Genomic DNA, 22261 nt, shown 5'->3' with positions numbered 1-22261 from the left:
GGGTGGCGGCACCGGGTTAGGGCGTCGTCACAGGCATGGGTACAATCGGCGAATCCGACATTGTAAGGCTTGGGACGTCCGCGCATCGGCCAGTCCCCCGTTTACCCCCCATATTCACGCGCTGATGCCAGGCACCGCCACCGACTCCCTCGACCGTCGCCACGATAGCGAAAACAGCGAACCCAGCGACCGCAACGACACGTCCGTCGAGCGCGCCCCGAAGGGCAAGCCGGCCGCGCCGGCCAAGCCGTCGTCGGCCGTGGCCCGCCTGGCCAAGCTGGGGCTGCGCCGCCCGGTGGACCTCGTGCTGCACCTGCCCATGCGCTACGAGGACGAAACCGCGCTGGAAACCATCGGCGAGGCCATCCGCCGCGCCGGCATGGGCCTGGCCGCGCAGGTGGAGGGCGAGGTCATCTCGAACGAGGTTACCTTCCGGCCGCGCCGCCAACTGGTGGTCAAGATCGCCGACGACACCGGCGAGCTGACGCTCCGCTTTCTCAATTTCTATGGCAGCCAGACCAAGCAGATGGCCGAAGGCGTGCGCCTGCGCGTGCGCGGCGAGATCCGCGGCGGCTTCTTCGGCGCCGAGATGGTCCACCCGCAGGTGCGCCCCGTGGTGCCCGGCGAGGCCCTGCCAGACCGCCTGACCCCGGTCTATCCCGCCACGGCCGGCATCTCGCAAGCCTATCTGCGCAAGGCGATTGGCGGGGCGATGTCCCGCACGCCGATGCCCGAGACGCTGCCGCAGGCCGTGCTGCAGGGCCCGGTTGCCCAGCTAAAGCTGGCGCCGCTGGCCGATTGCCTGCGCCTGCTGCACAACCCGCCGCCGCAGGAGAGCGAGGCCGCGCTGGCGGACCGCTCGCACCCGGCCTGGCAGCGGATCAAATTCGACGAATTGCTGGCCCAGCAGATCTCGCTGCGGCGCTCGCAGGCCGCGCGGCGCGAGAAGAACGCGCCGTCGATGCCGCGCCACGCGGACGGGCTGCTCACGCGCTTCCTGGCCGCGCTGCCGTTCCGGCTGACCGGGGCGCAGGAGCGCGTGGTGGAGGAGATTGCCGCCGACATGACGCGCCCGCACCCGATGCACCGCCTGCTCCAGGGCGACGTGGGCAGCGGCAAGACCATCGTGGCCGCGCTGGCCGCCTGCCAGGCCATCGACGCCGGTTATCAGGCCGCCCTGATGGCACCCACTGAAATCCTCGCCGAGCAACACTTCCGCAAGCTTTCCGCGTGGCTGGAGCCGCTGGGCGTGCCCGTGGTCTGGCTGGCCGGCAGCCTCAAGGCGAAGGAGAAGCGCGAGGCCGCTGCGCGCGTGGAATCGGGCGAGGCGCAGCTGGTCATCGGCACCCACGCGCTGATCCAGGACACCGTGCGCTTTGCGCGGCTCGGGCTGTCCGTGGTCGATGAACAGCACCGCTTCGGCGTGGCGCAGCGGCTGGCGCTGCGCGGCAAGGCGGGGGAGGCGGACACGAAAGCCGCGCCGGACAAGGTTCCGCATCAACTGATGATGTCGGCCACGCCGATCCCGCGCACGCTGGCCATGACCTACTACGCCGACCTCGATGTGTCCGTGATCGACGAACTGCCGCCGGGCCGCACGCCAATCGTGACCCGGCTCGTCAACGACGCGCGGCGCGACGAGGTGATCGAACGCGTGCACCACGCCGCCGCCGAGGGCCGTCAGGTCTACTGGGTGTGCCCGCTGATCGAGGAATCGGAGGCGCTCCAGCTACAGACTGCCGTCGAGACGTATGAAGCGCTAATCGCCGCGCTGCCGGACCTGCGCGTGGGGCTGGTCCACGGCCGCCTGCCGCCCGCCGAGAAGGCTGCGGTCATGGGCGATTTCAGCGCCAACCGGCTCCAGGTGCTGGTGGCGACCACGGTGATCGAGGTGGGGGTGGATGTGCCGAACGCCTCGCTGATGGTGATCGAGCATGCCGAGCGCTTCGGCCTGGCCCAGCTGCACCAGCTGCGCGGGCGCGTGGGGCGGGGCAGCGCGGAATCGGTCTGCCTGCTGATGTATCAGGCGCCGCTCTCGCCCACGGCGCGCGAGCGGCTGGCCACGATGCGTGAGACCACCGATGGCTTCGAGATCGCCCGGCGCGACCTCCAGATCCGCGGCCCCGGCGAATTCCTGGGCGCGCGCCAGTCGGGCGAGGCCATGCTGCGCTTTGCCGACCTCAACACCGATGCCTGGCTGGTGGACTATGCCCAGGAAGCTGCCGAACTGATGCTGGCGCGCTTCCCCGAGGCCGTGGAAGCGCATCTTCTGCGCTGGCTGGGGGGGCGGGAGCACTTTTTGAAGGCGTGACGGCGCGTAAGACAAGTCTTATATGTGCTTAAGACGATACATTACAGTGCCGATCTGACAGAAGGCGCAATCGAAGTTAAAATCTATCGCCTAACCGAACCTGATAAGTCATGACGCTCACCGAACTCAAGTACATCGTCGCCGTGGCGCGCGAGCGCCATTTCGGCCGGGCGGCCGAGGCGTGCTTCGTTTCGCAGCCGACGCTGTCGGTGGCCATCAAGAAGCTGGAAGACGAGCTGACCGTGCAGATCTTCGAGCGCGGCACCTCCGAGGTGTCGGTGACGGCCATTGGCGAGCAGATCGTGGCCCAGGCCCAGCGCGTGCTGGAGCAGACCATGGCCATCCGCGAGATCGCCAAGCAGGGCAAGGACCCGCTGGCCGGGCCGCTGCGCGTGGGCGTGATCTATACGATCGGGCCGTACCTGTTGCCGATGCTGGTCAAGCAGATGATCGGCACGGTGCCGCAGATGCCGCTGATGCTGCAGGAAAACTATACGAACAAGCTGATCGAACTGCTCAAGCAGGGCGAGATCGACTGCGCGATCATGGCCGAGCCGTTCCCGGATTCGGGCCTGACCGTGCGCCCGCTGTACGACGAGCCCTTCGTGGTGGCCGTGCCGCGCGGCCATCAACTGGCCGAGCAGCGCAGTGTCGATCCGGACGAACTCAAGCAGCAGACCATGCTGCTGCTGGGCAGCGGGCACTGCTTCCGCGACCACGTGCTGGGCGTGTGCCCGGAGCTGTCGCGCTTCTCGCAGGCCGCCGACGGCATCCAGAAGACCTTCGAAGGGTCGTCGCTTGAGACGATTCGCCATATGGTGGCCAGCGGCGTGGGCATTACCGTGCTGCCGCGCACCTCGGTGCCCGACCTGAAGCCGCGCAACGACATGCTCGCCTACGTGCCCTTCGCCGATCCGGTGCCGGACCGCCGCGTGGTGCTGGCGTGGCGCAAGAGCTTCACGCGCCTGCCCGCCATGGAGGCGCTGGCCAATGCGGTGGCGGCGTGCGACCTGGCCGGCGTGAGCCGGATTGGCGACGCGGCGTCCGTGGAAGCGGTGGCCGCCTGAGCGGATTCTCACGACATCCACGTCGACATCGATCACGGCAGGGGCGCTTCCCTGCCGTTTTTGTTTGCGCCGCATTGAGACATAGCCAATCGCTATGCAATAGGTTGATATTATCGAATGTGAAGTTCGATAGATTTTCCTATACTTCACTCATCGACACCCCGCCTGCGGGGCATCCACCGACTGAAGCGGAGAAACACCATGACGATGCTCGACCTGTTCGTGACCGAATTCCAGCAACTGCGCACGGCCGCCGACGAGGGTCCGCGCACCGAGGAAGCCAGCCGCCTGCGCCGCAAGGTGGTGCGCAAGGAGATCGGCATGGCCATCGTCGCGCTGGGCGCGATGGCGATGTTCTTCCACGCGGCGCAGGGTTTTGCCTTCCTCGGCACATAAAGCTAATGCGATAATGGCCGCCGACTGCCCCCCGACAATCTGAATGGCGTGGGCTGGATTCCTCGTGGCTACAAACGGAGCTGAACGACCATGGCAAAGAAGAATGAGATGAGCGTGAACATCGGCATGTCCGACAAGGACCGCAAGAAGATTGCGGAAGGCCTGTCCAAGCTGCTGGCGGATACCTACACCCTCTACCTCAAGACCCACAACTTCCACTGGAACGTGACGGGGCCGATGTTCAACACGCTGCATACGATGTTCGAGACGCAGTACACCGAGCTGGCGCTGGCCGTGGACGCCATCGCCGAGCGGATCCGCGCGCTGGGCTACCCGGCACCGGGCACGTACAAGGAGTACGCGAAGCTGTCGTCGATCGCCGAGGAAGAAGGCGTGCCCGACGCGACCGAGATGATCCGCAAGCTGGTGGAAGGCCAGGAAGCCGTGGTGCGCACCGCGCGCTCGCTGTTCCCGGCCATCGATGCAGCGGGCGACGAGCCCTCGGCCGACCTGCTGACCCAGCGCATGCAGACGCACGAAAAGACCGCGTGGATGCTGCGCGCGATGCTGGCCTGAGTCTGTCTGACCAGCGCACAACGCGTCACGGCTATCCACGCCGCGACGCGTTTTTTGTTTTGTCTCGCCAGAAGTGAACGCAGTCCCCATGTCCGAACATTCCGCCGCCCCGCCGCAACCCCGCCGTCCCGGACGCCTCGCGCTCTACGCGCGGCTGGTGCGGATCGACAAGCCCATCGGTACCCTGCTGCTGCTGTGGCCCACGCTGTGGGCGCTGTGGATGGCTGCCGAAGGGCCGCCCGCCTGGGGTATTTTCTGGATTTTCTTCGTCGGCACGTTCCTGATGCGCTCGTCGGGCTGCGCCATGAACGACTGGGCCGACCGTGACTTCGACAAGCATGTGAAGCGCACCAACGAGCGGCCGCTGACCGCTGGCTACATCGCCGGCTGGGAGGCGCTGGTGGTGGCCGCCGTGCTGGCGCTGGCGGCGTTCGCGCTGATCCTGCCGCTGAACGGGCTGACCAAGGCGCTGGCCGTGGTGGCGGCCGTGGTAGCCGGCACCTATCCGTTCTTCAAGCGATTCTTCGCGATTCCGCAGGCCTACCTCGGCATTGCCTTCGGGTTTGGGATTCCGATGGCGTTCGCGGCGGTGCAGGGGGAGGTGCCCCCCGTGGCGTGGCTGATGCTGCTGGCCAACGTCTTCTGGTCCGTGGCCTACGACACCGCCTATGCGATGGTCGACCGTGACGACGACCTGCTGATCGGCATCAAGACCTCGGCGATCACCTTCGGTCGCTTCGACGTGGCAGCGATCATGCTCTGCTACGCCGGCTTCCTGGGCCTGATGGCCTGGGCTGGCGCGCTGCTGGGGCTGGGCTGGCCGTATTACGCCGGGCTGGTGGGGGCGGCCGGTCTGGCCGGCTACCACTACACGCTGATCCGTGACCGCGACCGCATGAAGTGCTTCGCGGCGTTCCGGCACAACAACTGGCTGGGCGGGGTGGTGTTCGCAGGAACGGCGCTCGCCTACTGGCTGAAGTAAGCGGCCGTTCAGCGTTGGTCCGGACTCCCGCCCGGACTATTCCTCAGTCCGTGCCGAACTCGGCGCCCATCTCGCGGCCCCGGGCCGCCGCCGCGTGCATGGCGCGGACGAAGGCGTCCTGCATCTTGTCCGCGTCCATCGACGTCAGCGCCGCGTAGGTCGTGCCGCCCTTCGATGTCACGCGCTCGCGCAGCAGGGACACCGGCTCCGACGACTCGGCAGCTAGCGCGGCCGCGCCCCGGAACGTCTCCACGCCCAGCTGGCGGCCCTGTTCGGCGGTCAGGCCCATCTCCTTCGCCGCGCGCTCCATGGCTTCGATGAAGTAGAAGACGTAGGCCGGGCCGCTGCCCGAGAGGGCCGTCACGGCGTCGATCTGGTTGTCGTCATCGACCCAGACGCACTGGCCCACGGCTTGCGCCACAGCCGTGGCGATGGCGCGGTCCGCCTTGCTCAGGCCCGGCGCGGCGGCCAGGCCGGTCATGCCCATGCCGGCCAGCGCCGGGGTGTTGGGCATCGCCCGTACCAGGCGCGAGGTGCCCAGCCAGCGGCCCATGTCCTGGAGCCGGATGCCGGCCGCCACGCTGATGATCAGATTGCCCTGGCTGGCGCCCAGATGCGGCACGAGCGGCGCCACGGCGTCGCGGAACTGCTGCGGCTTGACCGCCAGCACGATGACGTGGCTGGCGCCGAAGCGGGCGTCCGGCGCGGCCTGGGTCCGGACGCCGAGCGTCTGTTCCAGCCGCTGGCGGGCATCGTCCGACGGATCGATGACGCAAATGGCGCGCGCGGGCACGCCGCGGGCCACCAGGCCGCCGATCAGGGCGGAGGCCATGTTGCCGCCGCCGAGGAAGCCGAAGGTGAGCGTATCGAGCATGTCTTTCCTTGTCTTTTCCGAATGTTGCCGGGTCGATGCGTGTCGCCCGGCGTTCTTGTGGGTGGGGGGGGCGCTGCGCCGTCAGGCGCGCGCGCCGAAAATCGCGGTGCCGATGCGCACCAGTGTGGCGCCCTCGGTGATGGCCGCGCCCATGTCCGCGGACATGCCCATCGAGAGCGTGTCTACGTGTAGACCGGATTGCCGGAGTTGATCAAGCAACCCGCGCAGCGCCGCGAACGGCCGGCGCTGGGCCTCCGGGTCGTCGGCCGGCGCCGGAATCGCCATCAGCCCGCGCAGCCGCAGGTTCGGCAGGGCGGCGATGGCCTGCGCCAGCGGCAGTACCTCGGCCGGCGCCACGCCGCTCTTGCTGGCCTCTTCGCTGATATTGACCTGGATGCAGACCTGGAGCGGCGCCATGCCCACCGGCCGCTGGGCCGACAGCCGCTCGGCGATCTTCAGCCGGTCGATGGCGTGGACCCAGTCGAACTGCTCGGCCACCGGCCGGGTCTTGTTACTTTGCAGCGGGCCGATGAAATGCCAGGCGATCCGGTCGCGCAGGTCGGCCAGGGCGGCGATCTTGTCGAGGCCTTCCTGGACGTAGTTTTCCCCGAAAGCGGCCTGCCCGGCCTGGAAAGCCGCCCGCACGGTGGCCGGCGCGACGGTCTTGGAGACGGCCAGCAGGGTGACCGCGGACGGGTCCCTGCCGGCTTGTTGTGCAGCCGCCGCGATGTCATTTAGCACGGCTTGCAAGTTGGCGGCGATTACAGACATAATCCGGCGGACATACCAAAGAAGTACACAACAACAAGTCGTATATTAGGGTGGGGTCATTATAGATGGACATCGCGCAGCTATTGGCTTTTGCGGTCAAGAACAAGGCATCCGATCTCCACCTCTCGGCAGACATGCCGCCGATGGTGCGTATTCACGGGGATATGCGGCGGATCAACGTGGCGGCCATGGGCCACAAGGACGTCCACGCCATGGTGTACGACATCATGAGCGACGTTCAGCGCAAGAGCTACGAAGAACGCCTCGAGGTCGACTTCTCGTTCGAGATTGCCGGCCTGTCACGGTTCCGGGTCAATGCCTACACCACGCAGCGCGGCTCCGCCGCCGTGTTCCGGACCATTCCGTCGAAAGTCCTGACGCTCGATGACCTCCATGCACCGGCCGTGTTCGCGGACCTCTGCATCAAGCCACGCGGTCTCGTGCTCGTGACCGGCCCGACCGGCTCGGGCAAGTCGACCACGCTGGCGGCCATGGTCGATCACCGCAACGACAACGACATGGGTCACATCCTCACGGTGGAAGACCCGATCGAATTCGTCCACACCTCCAAGAAAAGCCTGATCAACCAGCGCGAACTGGGCCCGCACACGCATTCGTTCTCGAACGCGCTGCGCTCGGCGCTGCGTGAGGATCCGGACGTGATCCTGGTGGGCGAATTGCGTGACCTGGAAACCATCCGGCTGGCGCTGACCGCCGCCGAAACCGGCCACCTGGTCTTCGCCACGCTGCACACGAGTTCCGCCGCCAAGACCATCGACCGGGTCGTGGACGTGTTCCCGCCCGAGGAAAAGGACATGGTGCGGACCATGCTGTCGGAATCGCTCGAGGCCGTGATCTCCCAGACGCTGCTCAAGACGCGCGACGGCAACGGCCGGACCGCGGCGCACGAGATCATGATCGCCACGCCCGCCATCCGCCACCTGATCCGCGAGAACAAGATCGCGCAGATGTACTCGATGATGCAGACGTCGAGCGGTATGGGCATGCAGACGCTCGACCAGTGCCTGAGCGACCTGATCAAGCGTGGCATGATCAACTACAACGACGCGCGGGCGATTGCCAAGAATCCCGACGCCTTCATGGGCTAAGGGGAGGCCGACGCCATGCTCGACCGCGAATCCGCCGCGAAGTACATCAACGACCTGCTAGAGCTGATGGTCAACAACCGCGGCTCGGACCTGTTCATCACGTCCGAATTCCCGCCGGCCATCAAGGTGGACGGCAAGATCACGCCCGTCTCTCAGCAGCCGCTCAACCCGGCGCAGGCGCTGGGCCTGGTCCGTTCGATCATGAACGAGCGCCAGGTGAAGGAATTCGACGAAAGCCGCGAGTGCAACTTCGCGATTACCGCGCCGAACGCCGGGCGCTTCCGCGTCTCGGCCTTCATCCAGCAGGGCAAGGCCGGCATGGTGGTGCGGACGATCAACACGCGCATTCCGTCGGTGGAAGACCTGGACCTGCCCACGTCGCTCCATGAGATCGTCATGGCCAAGCGCGGGCTGGTAATCGTGACCGGCGCCACGGGCTCGGGCAAGTCCACCTCGCTGGCGGCCATGCTCGACCACCGCAACGCGCACTCGTACGGCCACATCATCACGATCGAGGACCCGATCGAGTACGTGCACGCGCACCAGAACTGCGTCGTCACGCAGCGCGAGGTCGGCATTGACACCGAGTCGTGGCACGTGGCGCTGAAGAACACCCTGCGCCAGGCGCCGGATGTGATCCTGATCGGCGAAATCCGCGACCGCGACACCATGGAATACGCGATGCAGTACGCCGAGACGGGCCACCTGTGCCTGGCCACGCTGCACGCCAACAACGCCAACCAGGCCATCGACCGGATCATCAACTTCTTCCCCGAGGAGAAGCGCCAGCAGCTGCTGATCGACCTGTCGCTGAACCTCAAGGCGATGATCTCGCAGCGGCTGCTGCCGCGCGCCGGCCGCAAGGGCCGCGTGCCGGCCGTGGAGATCATGATCGGAACGCCGCTGGTGGCCGACCTGATCTTCAAGGGCGAGATCCACGAGCTCAAGGAAGTTATCAAGAAGTCCCGTGAGCAGGGCATGATCTCCTTCGACCAGGCGTTGTTCGAACTGTACGAGGAAGAGAAGATCGCCTACGAGGACGCGCTCAAGAACGCCGACTCGCTGAATGACCTGCGCCTGATGATCAAGCTCCACAGCGCCCGCCACCGCGACGCCGACCTGGGTGCCGGCACCGAGCACCTGAACGTCATTTGATCGGACGACCGGCGGGCGCGGTATGCTCGCGGTTGTCTGCAATGCATTCTCCGGAGCCGCCATGAGCAACGTCTACCAGTTCGAAGCGAAGTCCCTGTCCGGCCAGCCGGTGCCGCTGGCCGATTTCCACGGCAAGGTGCTGCTGATCGTCAACACGGCCAGCGAGTGCGGCTTCACGCCCCAGTACGCCGGGCTGGAGGCGCTGCACGAGGCCTACGAGCCGCGCGGCCTGGCGGTGCTCGGCTTCCCCTGCAACCAGTTCGGCAAGCAGGAGCCGGGCGACGCGGCGCAGATCGGCCAGTTCTGCGAGACGCGCTTCCAGGTCAAGTTTCCGATGTTCGAGAAGATCGAGGTCAACGGCGCCGGTGCCCATCCGCTCTACAAGTGGCTGACCTCGGAAAAGCCCGGCGTGCTCGGCACCCAGGGCATCAAGTGGAACTTCACCAAGTTCCTGCTGCGCCGCGATGGCACGGTCTTCAAGCGCTACGCACCGACGACCAAGCCCGAGGACATCCGCGCGGATATCGAGACGCTGCTGAGCGATCCGGCAGCCTGATGGGTCAGCCGGGCCTGACTGGCCTCAGCCCGGCATATCGGACTGCACCGCGCGCAGGAAGCCGTTGAGCGAGCGGTCCGGCGTCTCGTGGAATTGCTCGTCGAGGATCTCGATGGTGCGGCAGCGGTCCAGCCGGAAGCTGCGATAGTCGGACCGCGCCGTGCACCACGCCGCCAGCAGCCAGACATTGCCCCAGAAGAACAGCCCCAGCGGCTGCACCACGCGCTCGGTGACGCGCTGCTGGGCATCGATATAGTCGAGCCGCAGCAGCCGTTGCGCGCCAATGGCGCCATGCACGGTGTCGAAGGCCTCGCGCACGGCCGGATGGTTGAGGTACTCGGGCGCGAAAATCCGGCTCTGCTGCGCCGCCACGCGGCGCGGGGGCGGCAGGGCGGCCATCAGCTTCTCCAGCGCCGGATCCGCCGCCGCGGCCAGCGCGCCGCCGCCCCAGGCCTTGAGCAGGCGCAGGCCGGCGACCATCGCTTCCACTTCCATCGCGGTGAACATCAGCGGCGGCACATCGTAATCCGGCCGCAGCCGGTAGCCGATGCCAGCCTCGCCCTCCACAGGCACCCCCGACAGCGACAGCGCCTGGATGTCACGGTAGACCGTGCGCTCGGACACGCCTAGCCGCTGCGCCAGCAATGCCGCCGTGGTCAGCCGGCGGCCACGCAGGACCTGCACGATCTGGAAGAGGCGGTCGGCACGGCGGCTCATGGGCTGGGGAAGAATGAAGGAGGCGGGGGGCCGGATGGGCGCATCATGCCCGCCGGCTCCTGACAGCGTACTGTCAGGAGGGTGTCAGGGGTGGCAGGGGAACCCGCCCCGGTCAGTGGGGCATCCATGCCGCCAGCACCGGCACCACGATGGCGGTCAGCACGCCGTTCAGGCCCATGCCCAGCGCGGCGAAGGCGCCGGCCTCCTGGTTGACCTGGAACGCGCGCGCCGTGCCGATGCCGTGGGCCGCCACGCCGGTGGCGAAGCCGCGAATCACGTAGTCGCGCACGCGCAGCATGTTGAGCAGGCCGGTGGTGCTGACCGCGCCGATGATGCCGGTGGCCATCACCAGCACGGCCGTCAGCGAGGGCAGGCCGCCGATCTTCTCGGACACCCCCATGGCGATCGGGATCGTGACCGACTTGGGCGCCAGCGAGCGCACCACCTCGGGCGACGCCCCCAGCGCGTAGGCGATGCCCACCGCCGACACCACGGCCACCAGCGATCCCGCCACCAGCCCGCAAAGCAGCGGGAAGACGTGCGCGCGCAGCTTCGGCAACTGGGTGTAGAGCGGCACCGCCAGTGCCACCGTGGCCGGCCCGAGCAGGAAGTGGACGAACTGCGCCCCGTCGAAGTAGGTCTTGTACGGCGTGCCGGTCACGGTCAGCACGGTGACGAGGATGGCCACCGAGATCATCACCGGGTTGGCCAGCGGCGAGTACCGCGCGCGCTCGTAGATCCGGAACGCGAAGACGTAGGCGATCAGCGTGGCGGTGAGCCCGATCAGCGGGCTGGCCGACAGGTAGACCCAGATCTCGTTCAGACGCGGCGACATCATGGCTGCGCCCCGCTATCGGCAGCTTCGGCGGCTTCGGCCTGGGGCGGCGCCGGCTTGCGCATCAGCGCCCGGGTGACCAGCGCGGTCACGACGATGGCCAGCCAGGTGGAGATGACCAGCGCGACGACAATCGGCATCCATTCGCCGCCAATCCGGTTGGCGTGGACCATGATGCCGACGCCGGCCGGCACGAACAGCAGCGACAGGTGCTTGAGCAGCTCGCTGGTGGTGTTCTGGATGATGGGGAGCAGGCGGTTGTCGAAGACCAGCCAGCCGAAGAGCAGGAGCATGCCGATCACAGGACCGGGCACGGGCAGGCGCAGCGCGTAGCTGATCACCTCGCCCACGGTCTGGAAGACCAGCAGGATGGCAAACGTCTGGAGCATGGGGGCGCATCAGGGTCGAAATGTGCCGACATGGTACTCCGATGGCGCGGGCCGTGTTTTGCTCCCCCCTCCCTTTGGGAGAGGGGCTGGGGGAGAGGGCAGGCGCATCCACGAAGCGTCACCGCCCAGTTCGCTCAATCCCTCTCCCCCGACCCCTCTCCAACAAGCGGGCGAGGGGAGAACTCCCTACGCGCAGACCATGCGCTCCACCAGTTCCACCCAGTGCATCACCGGCGTGTCGGTGCCGCTTTGCAGGTGCGTGATGCAGCCAATATTGGCCGAGACGATGGCATCGGGCGAGGAGGCCTGGAGCTTGGCGAGCTTGTCGTCGCGCAGCGGATAGGACAACTCCGGCTGCAGCACCGAGTACGTACCCGCCGAGCCGCAGCACAGGTGGCTGTCGGCGCAGAGCCGCACCTCGATGCCCAGGCCGGTCAGTAGCGCCTCCACCTTGCCGCGGATCTGCTGGCCGTGCTGAAGCGTACAGGGCGGATGGTAAGCCACGCGCCGGCCCTCGCGCGGCACGGCGCCGGCCAGCTTGTGCAGGTCGTCGGCGAAGTCGGGCAGGATCTCGGACAGGTCGCGCGTCATCGCCGAAACCCGTGCCGCGCGCTCCGCGTAGGCGCGGTCGTGGCGCAGCAGGTGGCCGTAGTCCTTCACCATCACGCCGCAGCCGGAGGCCGTCATGACGATGGCCTCCGCGCCGGATTCGATATAGGGCCACCAGGCGTCGATGTTGGCGCGCATATTGTCCAGCCCGCCGTCGTGGTCGCCGGTGTGGAAGCGGATCGCGCCGCAGCAGCCGGCCTCGCTCGCCACCACCAGTTGCACGCCGAGCTTGTCCAGCACGCGCGCGGTGGCCACGTTGATGTTGGGCGACATCGCCGGCTGCACGCAGCCGTCCAGCAGCAGCATCTTGCGGGTGTGCGTGGTGCGCGGCCACGGCCCCGTCGGCGAGGTGATCGCCGGCAGCTTGTTGCGCAGCGCCACCGGCAGCATCGGACGCATCATCTGGCCGAGCTTCAGCGCCGGGCCGAACAGCTTCGGCCGGGTCAGCCCCTCGCGCAGCAGCCAGCGCGCCATCCGCTCTTTTGCGGGGCGGTGGATGCCTTGCGCCTCGAGCCGCTCATCCACCACCTTCCGGCCGATGTCGACCAGCCGCCCGTACTTCACGCCGGACGGGCAGGTCGATTCGCAGTTGCGGCAGGTCAGGCAGCGGTCCAGGTGCAGCCGCGTGCTTTCCGTCACGGGCTGGCCCTCGAGCATCTGCTTCATCAGGTAGATGCGGCCGCGCGGGCCGTCCAGCTCATCGCCGAGCAACTGGTAGGTGGGGCAGGTGGCGGTGCAGAAGCCGCAGTGCACGCACTTGCCGACGATGGACTTGGCTTCTTCGCCTTCGGGCGTGTTGCGCAGGAATTCGGCCAGTGTGGTTTGCATGGTTCGGGGGGCTTGGGCGGTGGGCGGCTCAGAGGCCGGTGTACAGGCGCTGCGGATTGAAGATGCCGGCGGGGTCGAAGGTGGCCTTCAGCCGCTTGTGGATGGCGGCCAGCGGGGCCGACAGCGGCGTGAACACGCCGACTGCCTTGTCGCCGTTGCGGAACAGCGTGGCGTGGCCGCCGGCAGCCTGGGCGATGGCGCGCACCGAATCGGCCGAGACCGTGGCGGGGTCGCCCTCGGGCGCCAGCCACCAGCGCTGGCCGCCGCCCCATTCCACAAGCTGCGCGCCGGGCAGGTCCAGCGGCGGGGCGATGGGCGGCACGGCAATGCGCCACAGTGCGCGGCCATGGTCTTTGGTGTGGGCCGGGGCGAAGAAGGGGTGGGACTGCTCGCGCAGCGCGGCCCAGAGCGCGAGCGCCTCGCCGGGCTCGACGCGATCGCCGCCCAGCTTCTCGCACGCGGCGCGCACGGCCGCCGTGGCGCCCGAGAGCCGCACGTCAAGCACGCCGTCCTGCCACGCCGACGCCGCGATCGGCAGCGGCTGGCCGCCCCAGCGGTTCAGGCGCTCGATGGCTTCGGCCTGCGGCAGCGCAAAGCGGAGCGTGGCGTCGTCGAACGGTATCGGCAGCACCTTCAGCGAGACCTCCAGGATCAGGCCGAGCGTGCCGAGCGAGCCGGTCAGCAGCCGCGAGACGTCATAGCCGGCCACGTTCTTCATCACCTGCCCGCCGAAGTTGAGCACCTCGCCGCGCCCGTCCATCAGCTGCACACCGAGCACGAAATCGCGCAGCGCGCCCACCGACTGCCGGCGCGGGCCGGACAGCCCGGCCGCCACGGCGCCGCCCAGCGTGGCGATGCCGGGCGCGGCGAAATGCGGCGCCTCGAAGGCCAGCATCTGGCGACGTTCGGCCAGCGCGGTCTCGATCTCGGCCAGCGGCGTGCCGCAGCGTGCCGTGACCACCAGCTCCGCCGGGTCATAGTCGACGATGCCGGCGTAGGGGCGGGTGTCGAGCACGGTGCCGACCAGCGCCTGGCCGTAGAAGTCCTTGCTGCCGCCGCCGCGCAGGCGCAGCGGGGCGCGGCTGTCGCCGGCCTGGCGGATGGCATCGCGAAAGGCGTCGAGTGTGGCTTCCATATGGGGGACCCTTGGCGTTTTTTGTTGGGTTGTCGTCGAATCAGGGCTGGCGCGGCGGCGTCTTGCCGGGGCCGCCGAGATCCTCGAACCCCGTCGGGTTCTCGACCTGATAGGGAGGCAGCACCGTCCCGCAATGCTTGCAGAAGCCCGCGTCGGGGTCGTGCCCCTCGGTCAGGCAGTGCTCGCAACAGCGCGTGGTCAGCGGCCGCCGGATGATGCTGGCCGCCAGTTCCGCGCCGACGATGCCGGTCGGGAAGGCGATGATCCCGTAGCCGAGCAGGATGGTCAGCGAGGTGATGAACTGCCCGATGGGCGTGCGCGGCACGATGTCGCCGAAGCCGGTCGTGGTCAGCGTGACGATGGCCCAGTACATGCTGACCGGGATGCTGGTGAAGCCGTGCCGCGGGCCTTCCACCACGTACATGATCGTGCCGAGGATGATCGTGATGATGAACACGGTGCCCAGGAACACGAAAATCTTGCGGCGGCTGTTGGACAGCGCCATGGCCAGGATCTGGGCTTCCTCGAAATAGACCGTGAGCTTGAGGATCCGGAACACGCGCAGCAGCCGCAGCAGCCGCACGTCGATCAGGAAGGCCAGTTCTGGCACGAAGAACGCGGCCCAGGTCGGGATGATCGAGATGAAGTCGATGATGCCGAAGAAGCTGAACGCGTAGCGCAGCGGCCGGCGCACCACCAGCAGCCGCATCACGTACTCGGCCGTGAACAGCAGCGTGAACATCCACTCCAGCAGCGTGAACGCCAGCCCGGCGCGCGCGTTGATCGACGGCACGCTGTCCAGCATCACGATGGCCACGCTGGTCACGATGGCGATCAGCAGCACGATGTCGAACAGGCGCCCCTGGCGCGTGTCGGCCTCGAAGATGATCGTGTACCAGCGCTGGCGCCAGCCGGCTTCGGGCTGGCCCAGGCGCTGCCGGGTGCGCGCGTTGAGGAAGCGCTCCTGGCGGGCGTCCCGTTGGTGGGTGTTGGGGTTGGGCATGGGTGGCGATGGTGAGCGGGTAGCGGTGGGGCGCGTGGCCCGCCCGGTACCCGCCCGCGCTCAGAAGCGCGGCAGGTCCGGATGCGGCAGCAGGCCGCGCCTGACGTGCATCTTGCCGTACTCGGCGCAGCGCGCCAGCGTCGGGATGGCCTTGTCCGGGTTCAGCAGCCGGGCCGGGTCGAAGGCGGCCTTCACGCCGAAGAACGCATCGCGCTCGGCCGGCGAGAACTGCACGCACATCGAATTCAGCTTCTCCACGCCCACGCCGTGCTCGCCGGTGACGGTGCCGCCCAGTTCCACGCAGGACTCCAGGATGTCGGCACCGAACAGTTCGGCGCGATGCCATTCGTCGAGGTCCTCGCCGTTGAACAGGATCAGCGGGTGCATGTTGCCATCGCCGGCATGGAAGACGTTGATGCAGCGCAAGGCGTACTTGCGTTCCATCGCCTCGATCCGCTTGAGCAGCGTGCCGATGTGCTTGCGCGGGATCGTGCCGTCCATGCAGTAGTAGTCGGGCGAGATGCGCCCGGCGGCCGGGAAGGCGTTCTTGCGCCCGCTCCAGAAGCGCAGCCGTTCGGCCTCGCTCTGCGACACCGTGATCCGCGTGGCGCCCGAGCGGCGCAGCACCTCGCTCATCCGCTCGATCTCCTCGGCCACTTCCTCGGGCGTGCCGTCCGATTCGCACAGCAGGATGGCGGCGGCGTCGAGGTCGTAGCCCGCCTTGACGAACTCCTCCACGGCGGCCGTGGCGGGCTTGTCCATCATCTCCAGGCCGGCCGGGATGATGCCGGCGGCAATCACGTCGGCCACGGCGTTGCCGCCTTTTTCCACATCGTCGAAGCTGGCCATGATGACCTGCGCGAGCTGCGGCTTGGGAATCAGCCGGACCGTGATCTCGGTGGCGACGGCCAGCATGCCCTCGGAGCCGATCAGCGTGGCCAGCAGGTCCAGTCCCGGCGCGTCGGGCGCCTCGGAGCCGAAGACCACCACATCGCCCTCCATCGTCACGGCGCGCACGCGCAGCACGTTGTGCACGGTGAGGCCGTACTTGAGGCAGTGCACGCCGCCCGAGTTCTCGGCCACGTTGCCGCCGATGGAGCAGGCGATCTGCGAGGACGGGTCGGGTGCGTAATAGAGATTGTGCGGCGCGGCGGCCTCGGAGATGGCGAGGTTGCGCACGCCGGGCTGGACCACGGCGGTGCGCGAGTAGGAATCGACCGAGAGGATGCGCTTGAACTTGGCCAGCGACAGCACCAGCCCGCCGGCGATGGGCATCGCCCCGCCCGAGAGGCTCGTGCCGGAGCCGCGCGGCACTACCGGCACCCCGAGTTCGTGGCACAGGCGCAGGATGGCGCAGACCTGTTCCTCGGTGTCGGGCAGGACCACGGCGTCGGGCACCTGGCGGTAGGCGGCCAGGCCATCGCACTCGTACGGCACGGTGTCCTCGGCCTTCCAGAGCACGGCGGCAGGCGGGAGGATGCGGGCCAGGCCGGCCAGCAGCGCGGCGCGGGGGCCGTCGGCCTGCGTGGCAGCGCCGGCCAGGGTGTGGGCGTCTTGCGGGGCGTTCATGGCAACTCCTTGACGAGCCGGCCGCCGCGCATCGCTTCACGCACCCGGCCGGGACGGCAGACTATAGCGCAGGCCCCCTGCCACGGGAGCCTTCGCCCACGTGAATTCGGCATGGCAAGCCGATCAAAACTGCTCATGCCATGCGCCCCGGCCCGGCTGGCGCGCGCTTCTCTCTCCAGCCTAGTGGCCCGGACGCTACCAGTCCAGCCCGAGCAGCCAGTCGACGAAGTAGCGCGCCTCTGGCTGGAGCGGCGCTTGCTCGCGCTCGACGATGTAGTAGCCGTGCGGCGAGACCGATTCCACATCGAGCAGCTTGACCATCTGTCCGGCGGCCAGCCACTGGCGCGCCATGCGCTGGCGCACCAGTCCCACGCCCTGGTTCGAGACGATGGCTTCCAGCATCAGGCCGATATCGTTGAATTGCGGGCCGGTCTGGGGCTCCGGCCAGTCGAGCCCGGCGGTCTCGAACCACGGCCGCCACGGCTCCAGCGGACTGCGCAGCAGCACGAGGTTGTGCAGGTCGTCTGGCTTGGCGATGGCGCGCCCGTTGACCCGCTCGTAGTACTCCCGCCCGCACGCCGGAAACACCGGTTCGACTAGCAGTTTCGTGGTTTTGAGGCCCGAATAGCGTCCCGTGCCGTAGCGGATCTCGACATCGGTGTCCTCGGCCTTCACATCGAGGAAGGGCACGGACAGGTGCAGTTCCAGGTCGATATGGGGGTAGAGCGCGCCGAACTCGGGCAGGCGCGGCACCAGGTGCTGCCGGCCGAACGTCGGCGGAATGGCCACCCGCAGCCGCGTGCGCAGCTTGTTGTACTCGGGGCGGGCCAGTTCGTTGAGGGACTTCAGCGCGTCCTGCACATTGCGCTGGTAGCGCGTGCCGGCGGCGGTGAGCCGCAGCGCGGCGTTGGAGCGCACGAACAGGTCGTCGCCCCATAATTCCTCCAGATTCTTGATGCGGTGCGAGACCGCGCTGGGCGTGACGGACAGTTCTTCCGCCGCACGCGCGAAGCTGCCAAGCCGCGCGGCGGCCTCGAACGCGATCAGCAGGTGCAGGGGCGGGACGCGGTGGAACACCGATGCCATGGCGCGGGCCCCCGGTCAGCGCGCCGCGCTGAAGATCTTGCCCGGATTCAGAATCTGATTGGGATCGAGCGCCGCCTTGATCGCCCGCATCAGGTCCAGTGCGTCCTCGCCGTGCTCCTGCACGAGGAAACCCATCTTGTGCAGCCCCACGCCGTGCTCGCCGGTGCAGGTGCCGCCCATGGCCAGCGCCCGTTCGACGATGCGGCGGTTGATGTCCTCCGCCTCGGCCATTTCCTCGGGCTTGGCCGGGTCGACCAGGATCGCCACGTGGAAGTTGCCATCGCCGACATGGCCGACGATGGGGCAGGGCAGCTGCGAGGCGTTCAGGTCGCGCTCGGTCTCGGTCACGCAGTCGGCCAGGCGGGAAATCGGCACGCAGACGTCGGTTGTCACGGACTTGCAGCCGGGCTTGAGCTGCAGCATCGCAAAGTAGGCCGTATGGCGCGCATTCCAGAGCCGGCTGCGGTCTTCGGGGCGCGTGGCCCATTCGAAGCCCTGGCCGCCGTGCTCGTCGGCAATCTGCTGCACGGTTTCGGCCTGCTCGCGCACGCCGGCCTCGGTGCCGTGGAACTCGAAGAACAGGTGCGGGGTTTCCGGCAGCGTGAGGTTGTCGTGGCGGTTGATCGCGCGGATGGCCAGCGCATCGACGAACTCCACGCGGGCCACCGGCACGCCAAGCTGGATGGTCTGGATCGTGGCGCGCACGGCGTCGCCCATGCTCGGGAACGCGCACACGGCGGCCGAGATCGCTTCCGGCTGCGGGTAGAGCCGCACGGTGACCTCGGTGATGATGCCGAGCGTGCCTTCGCTGCCGACGAACAGCCGGGTCAGGTCATAGCCGGCCGACGACTTGCGCGCCTGGGTGCCGGTGCGGATCACGCGGCCGTCCGCCGTGACCACGGTCAGGGCCAGCACGTTCTCGCGCATCGTGCCGTAGCGGACCGCGTTGGTGCCGGAGGCGCGCGTGGCGCACATCCCGCCCAGCGAGGCATCGGCGCCCGGGTCGATCGGGAAGAACAGCCCGGTGTCCTTGATTTCCTGGTTCAGCTGCTTGCGGGTCACGCCCGGCTGCACCGTCACGGTCAGGTCCTCGGGATGCACCGCCAGCACGCGGTTCATCTGGGAGAGGTCCAGGCTGATGCCCCCGGCCACGGCCAGCAGGTGGCCTTCGAGCGACGATCCGGCGCCGTAGGGGATCAGCGGCACCCCATGCTGGTTGCAGAGGCTGGCCAGTTCGGCGATTTCCTCGGTGGTGTGGGCGAAGACCACGGCGTCCGGGGCGGCGGGCGGGAACGGGGATTCGTCGCGGCCATGGTGGGCGCAGACGCCGGCCGAGGTGGAAAACCGTTCGCCGAAGCGGGCGGCCAGTGTCTCGGCCAGGGCAACGGGAAGGGGACGGCGCGCCAGGGCGGCGGCGGGCGTGGGGTGGTTCATGCTTTTGTCTCCGGCGAATCCCGCCATTCTACGCCGTCCGCGTCACGCGGCGGACCGCATCGCGGCGCCCGGAACCCGCCCCGAAGCCCGGGTTCGGGGCCATAATTGCGCCACTTCAAACCAAGACGAGGGAGACCGGCATGGGTAACCGCCTGTCCAAGATCGCCACCCGCACCGGTGACGCCGGCACCACCGGGCTGGGCGACGGCAGCCGCACGGGCAAGAACAGCGAGCGCATCGCCGCCATCGGCGACGTGGACGAACTGAATTCCCACATCGGCCTGCTGCTGACCGAGCCGGACCTGCCGGATGACGTGCGCGCCGCCCTGCTCCATATCCAGCACGACCTGTTCGACCTGGGCGGCGAGCTGTCGATTCCGGGCTACACGCTGCTCAAGGAAGCGCAGGTGATCCAGCTGGACGACTGGCTGGCGCACTACAACGCGAACCTGCCCCGGCTGGCGGAGTTCATCCTGCCGGGCGGCAGCCGCGCCGCCGCCCAGGCCCACGTCTGCCGTACGGTGTGCCGCCGGGCGGAGCGGGCGCTGGTGGCGCTGGGCGCCACCGAGGCCCTCAACGAGGCGCCGCGCCAGTACCTGAACCGGCTCTCGGACCTGCTGTTCGTGCTCGCCCGGGTGCTGAATCGGGCCGGCGGCGGCACCGACGTCCTCTGGCAGCGCGAGCGGCAGTCCTGATATCCGCCAAAAAAGATAACAATAAGCCACTTTTTGGCCGCTCCCGACGCAGGCACGGTGCTACCCCGCAAAACCGAGAAAATTACTCGGAATTGCGGGTTCTGCCCTTGAAATGCCCCCGGACGGCCACATTTCGCACTCAGGTTGAATTGCAGCCGCTGCGCCAAAGCAGGGCTCAATAGGAGAGAACACAAATGGGTAAGATCATCGGTATCGACTTGGGTACCACCAATAGCTGCGTTGCGATCCTGGAAGGCAACACGCCGAAGGTCATCGAGAACGCCGAAGGCACGCGCACCACCCCGTCGATCATCGCCTACATGGAAGATGGCGAGATCCTGGTCGGCGCGCCGGCCAAGCGCCAGGCGGTCACGAATCCGCGCAACACGCTGTACGCCGTGAAGCGCCTGATCGGCCGCAAGTTCGAAGAAAAGGAAGTGCAGAAGGACATCGGCCTGATGCCCTACGCCATCGTCAAGGCCGATAACGGCGACGCATGGGTGGGCGCGCGTGACCAGAAGCTGGCCCCGCCGCAGGTGTCCGCCGAAGTGCTGCGCAAGATGAAGAAGACCGCCGAGGACTACCTGGGCGAGCCGGTGACCGAAGCCGTGATCACCGTGCCGGCTTACTTCAACGACTCGCAGCGTCAGGCGACCAAGGACGCCGGCCGCATCGCGGGCCTGGACGTCAAGCGCATCATCAACGAGCCGACTGCCGCCGCGCTGGCGTTCGGCATGGACAAGAACGAGAAGGGCGACCGCAAGATCGCCGTGTATGACCTCGGCGGCGGCACGTTCGACATCTCGATCATCGAGATCGCGGACGTGGACGGCGAGAAGCAGTTCGAAGTGCTGTCGACCAACGGCGACACCTTCCTCGGTGGCGAGGACTTCGACCAGCGCATCATCGACTACATCATCGGCGAGTTCAAGAAGGACCAGGGCGTTGACCTGTCCAAGGACGTGCTGGCGCTGCAACGCCTGAAGGAAGCCGCTGAAAAGGCCAAGATCGAGCTGTCCAGCTCGCAGCAGACCGAGATCAACCTGCCGTACATCACGGCGGATGCCTCGGGTCCGAAGCACTTGAACCTGAAGATCACGCGCGCCAAGCTGGAAGCGCTGGTGGAAGACCTGATCAAGCGCACGATCGACCCGTGCCGCACCGCCATCAAGGATGCGGGCGTCAAGGTGGGCGATATCGACGACGTGATCCTGGTCGGCGGCATGACCCGCATGCCCAAGGTGCAGGAGCAGGTGCGCGAGTTCTTCGGCAAGGAAGCGCGTAAGGACGTGAACCCGGACGAAGCCGTGGCCGTCGGTGCCGCCATCCAGGGCTCGGTGCTGTCGGGCGACCGTACCGACGTGCTGCTGCTGGACGTGACGCCGCTGTCGCTGGGCATCGAGACGCTGGGCGGCGTGATGACCAAGATGATCAGCAAGAACACGACCATCCCGACCAAGCACGCACAGGTCTTCTCGACGGCTGACGACAACCAGCCGGCGGTGACGATCAAGGTGTTCCAGGGCGAGCGCGAGATGGCCAGCGGCAACAAGCTGCTGGGCGAGTTCAACCTGGAAGGCATTCCGCCGTCGCCGCGTGGCACGCCGCAGATCGAGGTCTCGTTCGACATCGACGCCAACGGCATCCTGCACGTGGGCGCCAAGGACAAGGCCACCGGCAAGGAAAACCGCATCACTATCAAGGCGAACTCGGGTCTGTCGGAAGACGAGATCCAGCGCATGGTGAAGGACGCCGAGGCCAACGCCGAGGAAGACAAGCGCGCCCGTGAGCTGGCCGATGCCCGCAATCAGGCCGATGCGCTGGTCCACTCGACCCGCAAGGCCGTGATCGAGCATGGCGACAAGCTCGAGGCCGGCGAGAAGGAAAAGATCGAAGTCGCGATCAAGGAACTGGAAGACGCCGCACGCGGCGGCGACAAGGCCGAGATCGAAACCAAGATCAACGCGCTGTCCGAAGCGAGCCAGAAGCTGGGCGAGAAGGTCTACGCCGACATGCAGGCCAAGGCCGGTGAAGCCGGCGGTGCAGCCGGTGCCGCGGGCGGCCAGCAGCAGCAGTCCCAGGCGCAGCCGCAGGACGATAACGTCGTGGACGCCGAGTTCAAGGAAGTGAACGACAAGAAGTAAGCGGGAATCAGCGGGAGCGG

Annotated in this window: 21 protein-coding genes; 10 read left to right on the top strand and 11 right to left on the bottom strand. The window is 67.7% G+C overall.

Annotated elements, in window-relative coordinates; genetic code table 11:
- The first annotated feature begins 124 nt into the window (after positions 1-124).
- The 5 genes from recG to ubiA all read left to right on the top strand — a co-directional run bounded on the left by recG (position 125) and on the right by ubiA (position 5332).
- Positions 125-2311, top strand: coding sequence for an ATP-dependent DNA helicase RecG (gene recG, locus AC1EJR_RS15445; RefSeq protein ID WP_477113373.1), 2187 nt, complete (start codon positions 125-127; stop codon positions 2309-2311).
- A gap of 110 nt (positions 2312-2421) precedes the next feature.
- Entirely contained in the window at positions 2422-3378 is a 957-nt protein-coding gene (locus AC1EJR_RS15440) for a LysR substrate-binding domain-containing protein (RefSeq protein ID WP_092298869.1), read from the top strand.
- 201 nt (positions 3379-3579) lie between these two features.
- Positions 3580-3774, top strand: coding sequence for a hypothetical protein (locus tag AC1EJR_RS15435; RefSeq protein WP_092298872.1), 195 nt, complete (start codon positions 3580-3582; stop codon positions 3772-3774).
- A gap of 90 nt (positions 3775-3864) precedes the next feature.
- Positions 3865-4350 carry a Dps family protein gene (locus tag AC1EJR_RS15430; protein WP_092298875.1) on the top strand — a complete coding sequence of 162 codons (486 nt, stop codon included), beginning with the start codon at positions 3865-3867 and terminating at the stop codon, positions 4348-4350.
- 88 nt (positions 4351-4438) lie between these two features.
- Entirely contained in the window at positions 4439-5332 is an 894-nt protein-coding gene (gene ubiA, locus AC1EJR_RS15425; protein ID WP_477113371.1) for a 4-hydroxybenzoate octaprenyltransferase, read from the top strand.
- A gap of 43 nt (positions 5333-5375) precedes the next feature.
- Here the strand turns inward: ubiA and proC are convergent, their stop codons facing one another.
- Both proC and AC1EJR_RS15415 read right to left on the bottom strand, forming a co-directional pair.
- Positions 5376-6206, bottom strand: a complete 831-nt coding sequence (proC, locus tag AC1EJR_RS15420; RefSeq protein WP_477113370.1) for a pyrroline-5-carboxylate reductase — start codon at positions 6204-6206, stop codon at positions 5376-5378.
- An 81-nt stretch (positions 6207-6287) separates the two neighbouring features.
- Positions 6288-6977, bottom strand: a complete 690-nt coding sequence (locus AC1EJR_RS15415) for a YggS family pyridoxal phosphate-dependent enzyme (RefSeq protein ID WP_092298884.1) — start codon at positions 6975-6977, stop codon at positions 6288-6290.
- A 65-nt stretch (positions 6978-7042) separates the two neighbouring features.
- Here AC1EJR_RS15415 and AC1EJR_RS15410 point away from each other — a divergent pair, with 65 nt between their 5' ends.
- From AC1EJR_RS15410 to AC1EJR_RS15400, 3 genes are all read left to right on the top strand, one after another.
- Positions 7043-8086, top strand: coding sequence for a type IV pilus twitching motility protein PilT (locus AC1EJR_RS15410; protein WP_092298887.1), 1044 nt, complete (start codon positions 7043-7045; stop codon positions 8084-8086).
- A 15-nt stretch (positions 8087-8101) separates the two neighbouring features.
- Positions 8102-9241 carry a PilT/PilU family type 4a pilus ATPase gene (locus tag AC1EJR_RS15405; RefSeq protein ID WP_092298890.1) on the top strand — a complete coding sequence of 380 codons (1140 nt, stop codon included), beginning with the start codon at positions 8102-8104 and terminating at the stop codon, positions 9239-9241.
- 61 nt (positions 9242-9302) lie between these two features.
- On the top strand, positions 9303-9797 hold the full coding sequence (locus AC1EJR_RS15400; protein WP_092298893.1) for a glutathione peroxidase: 495 nt from the start codon (positions 9303-9305) through the stop codon (positions 9795-9797).
- A gap of 24 nt (positions 9798-9821) precedes the next feature.
- On the opposite strand, the gene AC1EJR_RS15395 is transcribed toward AC1EJR_RS15400, so the two are convergent.
- From AC1EJR_RS15395 to AC1EJR_RS15355, 9 genes are all read right to left on the bottom strand, one after another.
- On the bottom strand, positions 9822-10514 hold the full coding sequence (locus tag AC1EJR_RS15395) for a helix-turn-helix transcriptional regulator (RefSeq protein WP_092298896.1): 693 nt from the start codon (positions 10512-10514) through the stop codon (positions 9822-9824).
- 112 nt (positions 10515-10626) lie between these two features.
- Positions 10627-11352: an LrgB family protein gene (locus tag AC1EJR_RS15390; RefSeq protein WP_092298899.1), complete on the bottom strand. Its 726-nt coding sequence runs from the start codon at positions 11350-11352 to the stop codon at positions 10627-10629.
- Positions 11349-11738: a CidA/LrgA family protein gene (locus AC1EJR_RS15385; RefSeq protein WP_092298902.1), complete on the bottom strand. Its 390-nt coding sequence runs from the start codon at positions 11736-11738 to the stop codon at positions 11349-11351. Before AC1EJR_RS15385 ends, AC1EJR_RS15390 begins: the two co-directional genes overlap by 4 nt.
- Positions 11739-11924: 186 nt before the next feature.
- Positions 11925-13175: a glycolate oxidase subunit GlcF gene (gene glcF / locus AC1EJR_RS15380; protein WP_092298905.1), complete on the bottom strand. Its 1251-nt coding sequence runs from the start codon at positions 13173-13175 to the stop codon at positions 11925-11927.
- 28 nt (positions 13176-13203) lie between these two features.
- Positions 13204-14310: a glycolate oxidase subunit GlcE gene (gene glcE, locus AC1EJR_RS15375; protein ID WP_477147301.1), complete on the bottom strand. Its 1107-nt coding sequence runs from the start codon at positions 14308-14310 to the stop codon at positions 13204-13206.
- A gap of 40 nt (positions 14311-14350) precedes the next feature.
- Positions 14351-15313, bottom strand: coding sequence for an ion transporter (locus AC1EJR_RS15370; protein ID WP_092298912.1), 963 nt, complete (start codon positions 15311-15313; stop codon positions 14351-14353).
- A 60-nt stretch (positions 15314-15373) separates the two neighbouring features.
- On the bottom strand, positions 15374-16882 hold the full coding sequence (locus tag AC1EJR_RS15365; RefSeq protein WP_092298915.1) for an FAD-linked oxidase C-terminal domain-containing protein: 1509 nt from the start codon (positions 16880-16882) through the stop codon (positions 15374-15376).
- A 195-nt stretch (positions 16883-17077) separates the two neighbouring features.
- On the bottom strand, positions 17078-17968 hold the full coding sequence (locus AC1EJR_RS15360; protein ID WP_092298918.1) for a LysR substrate-binding domain-containing protein: 891 nt from the start codon (positions 17966-17968) through the stop codon (positions 17078-17080).
- A gap of 15 nt (positions 17969-17983) precedes the next feature.
- Positions 17984-19402, bottom strand: coding sequence for an FAD-binding oxidoreductase (locus AC1EJR_RS15355; protein WP_092298921.1), 1419 nt, complete (start codon positions 19400-19402; stop codon positions 17984-17986).
- A 140-nt stretch (positions 19403-19542) separates the two neighbouring features.
- On the opposite strand from AC1EJR_RS15355, the gene AC1EJR_RS15350 reads away from it, so the two are divergent.
- Together AC1EJR_RS15350 and dnaK are read left to right on the top strand one after the other, a co-directional pair.
- A complete protein-coding gene (locus tag AC1EJR_RS15350) occupies positions 19543-20097 on the top strand; it encodes a cob(I)yrinic acid a,c-diamide adenosyltransferase (RefSeq protein ID WP_092298924.1) in 555 nt (184 codons plus the stop codon).
- Between the two features lie 194 nt (positions 20098-20291).
- Positions 20292-22241 (top strand): molecular chaperone DnaK, encoded by a 1950-nt coding sequence (gene dnaK / locus AC1EJR_RS15345; protein WP_477113368.1) that lies wholly within the window; start codon positions 20292-20294, stop codon positions 22239-22241.
- Positions 22242-22261 lie beyond the last annotated feature (20 nt).

Source organism: Cupriavidus sp. 05T42, assembly GCF_056396345.1.
Note: the sequence above shows the minus strand (reverse complement) of the source record. Positions and strands in the feature narration are given on the sequence as shown.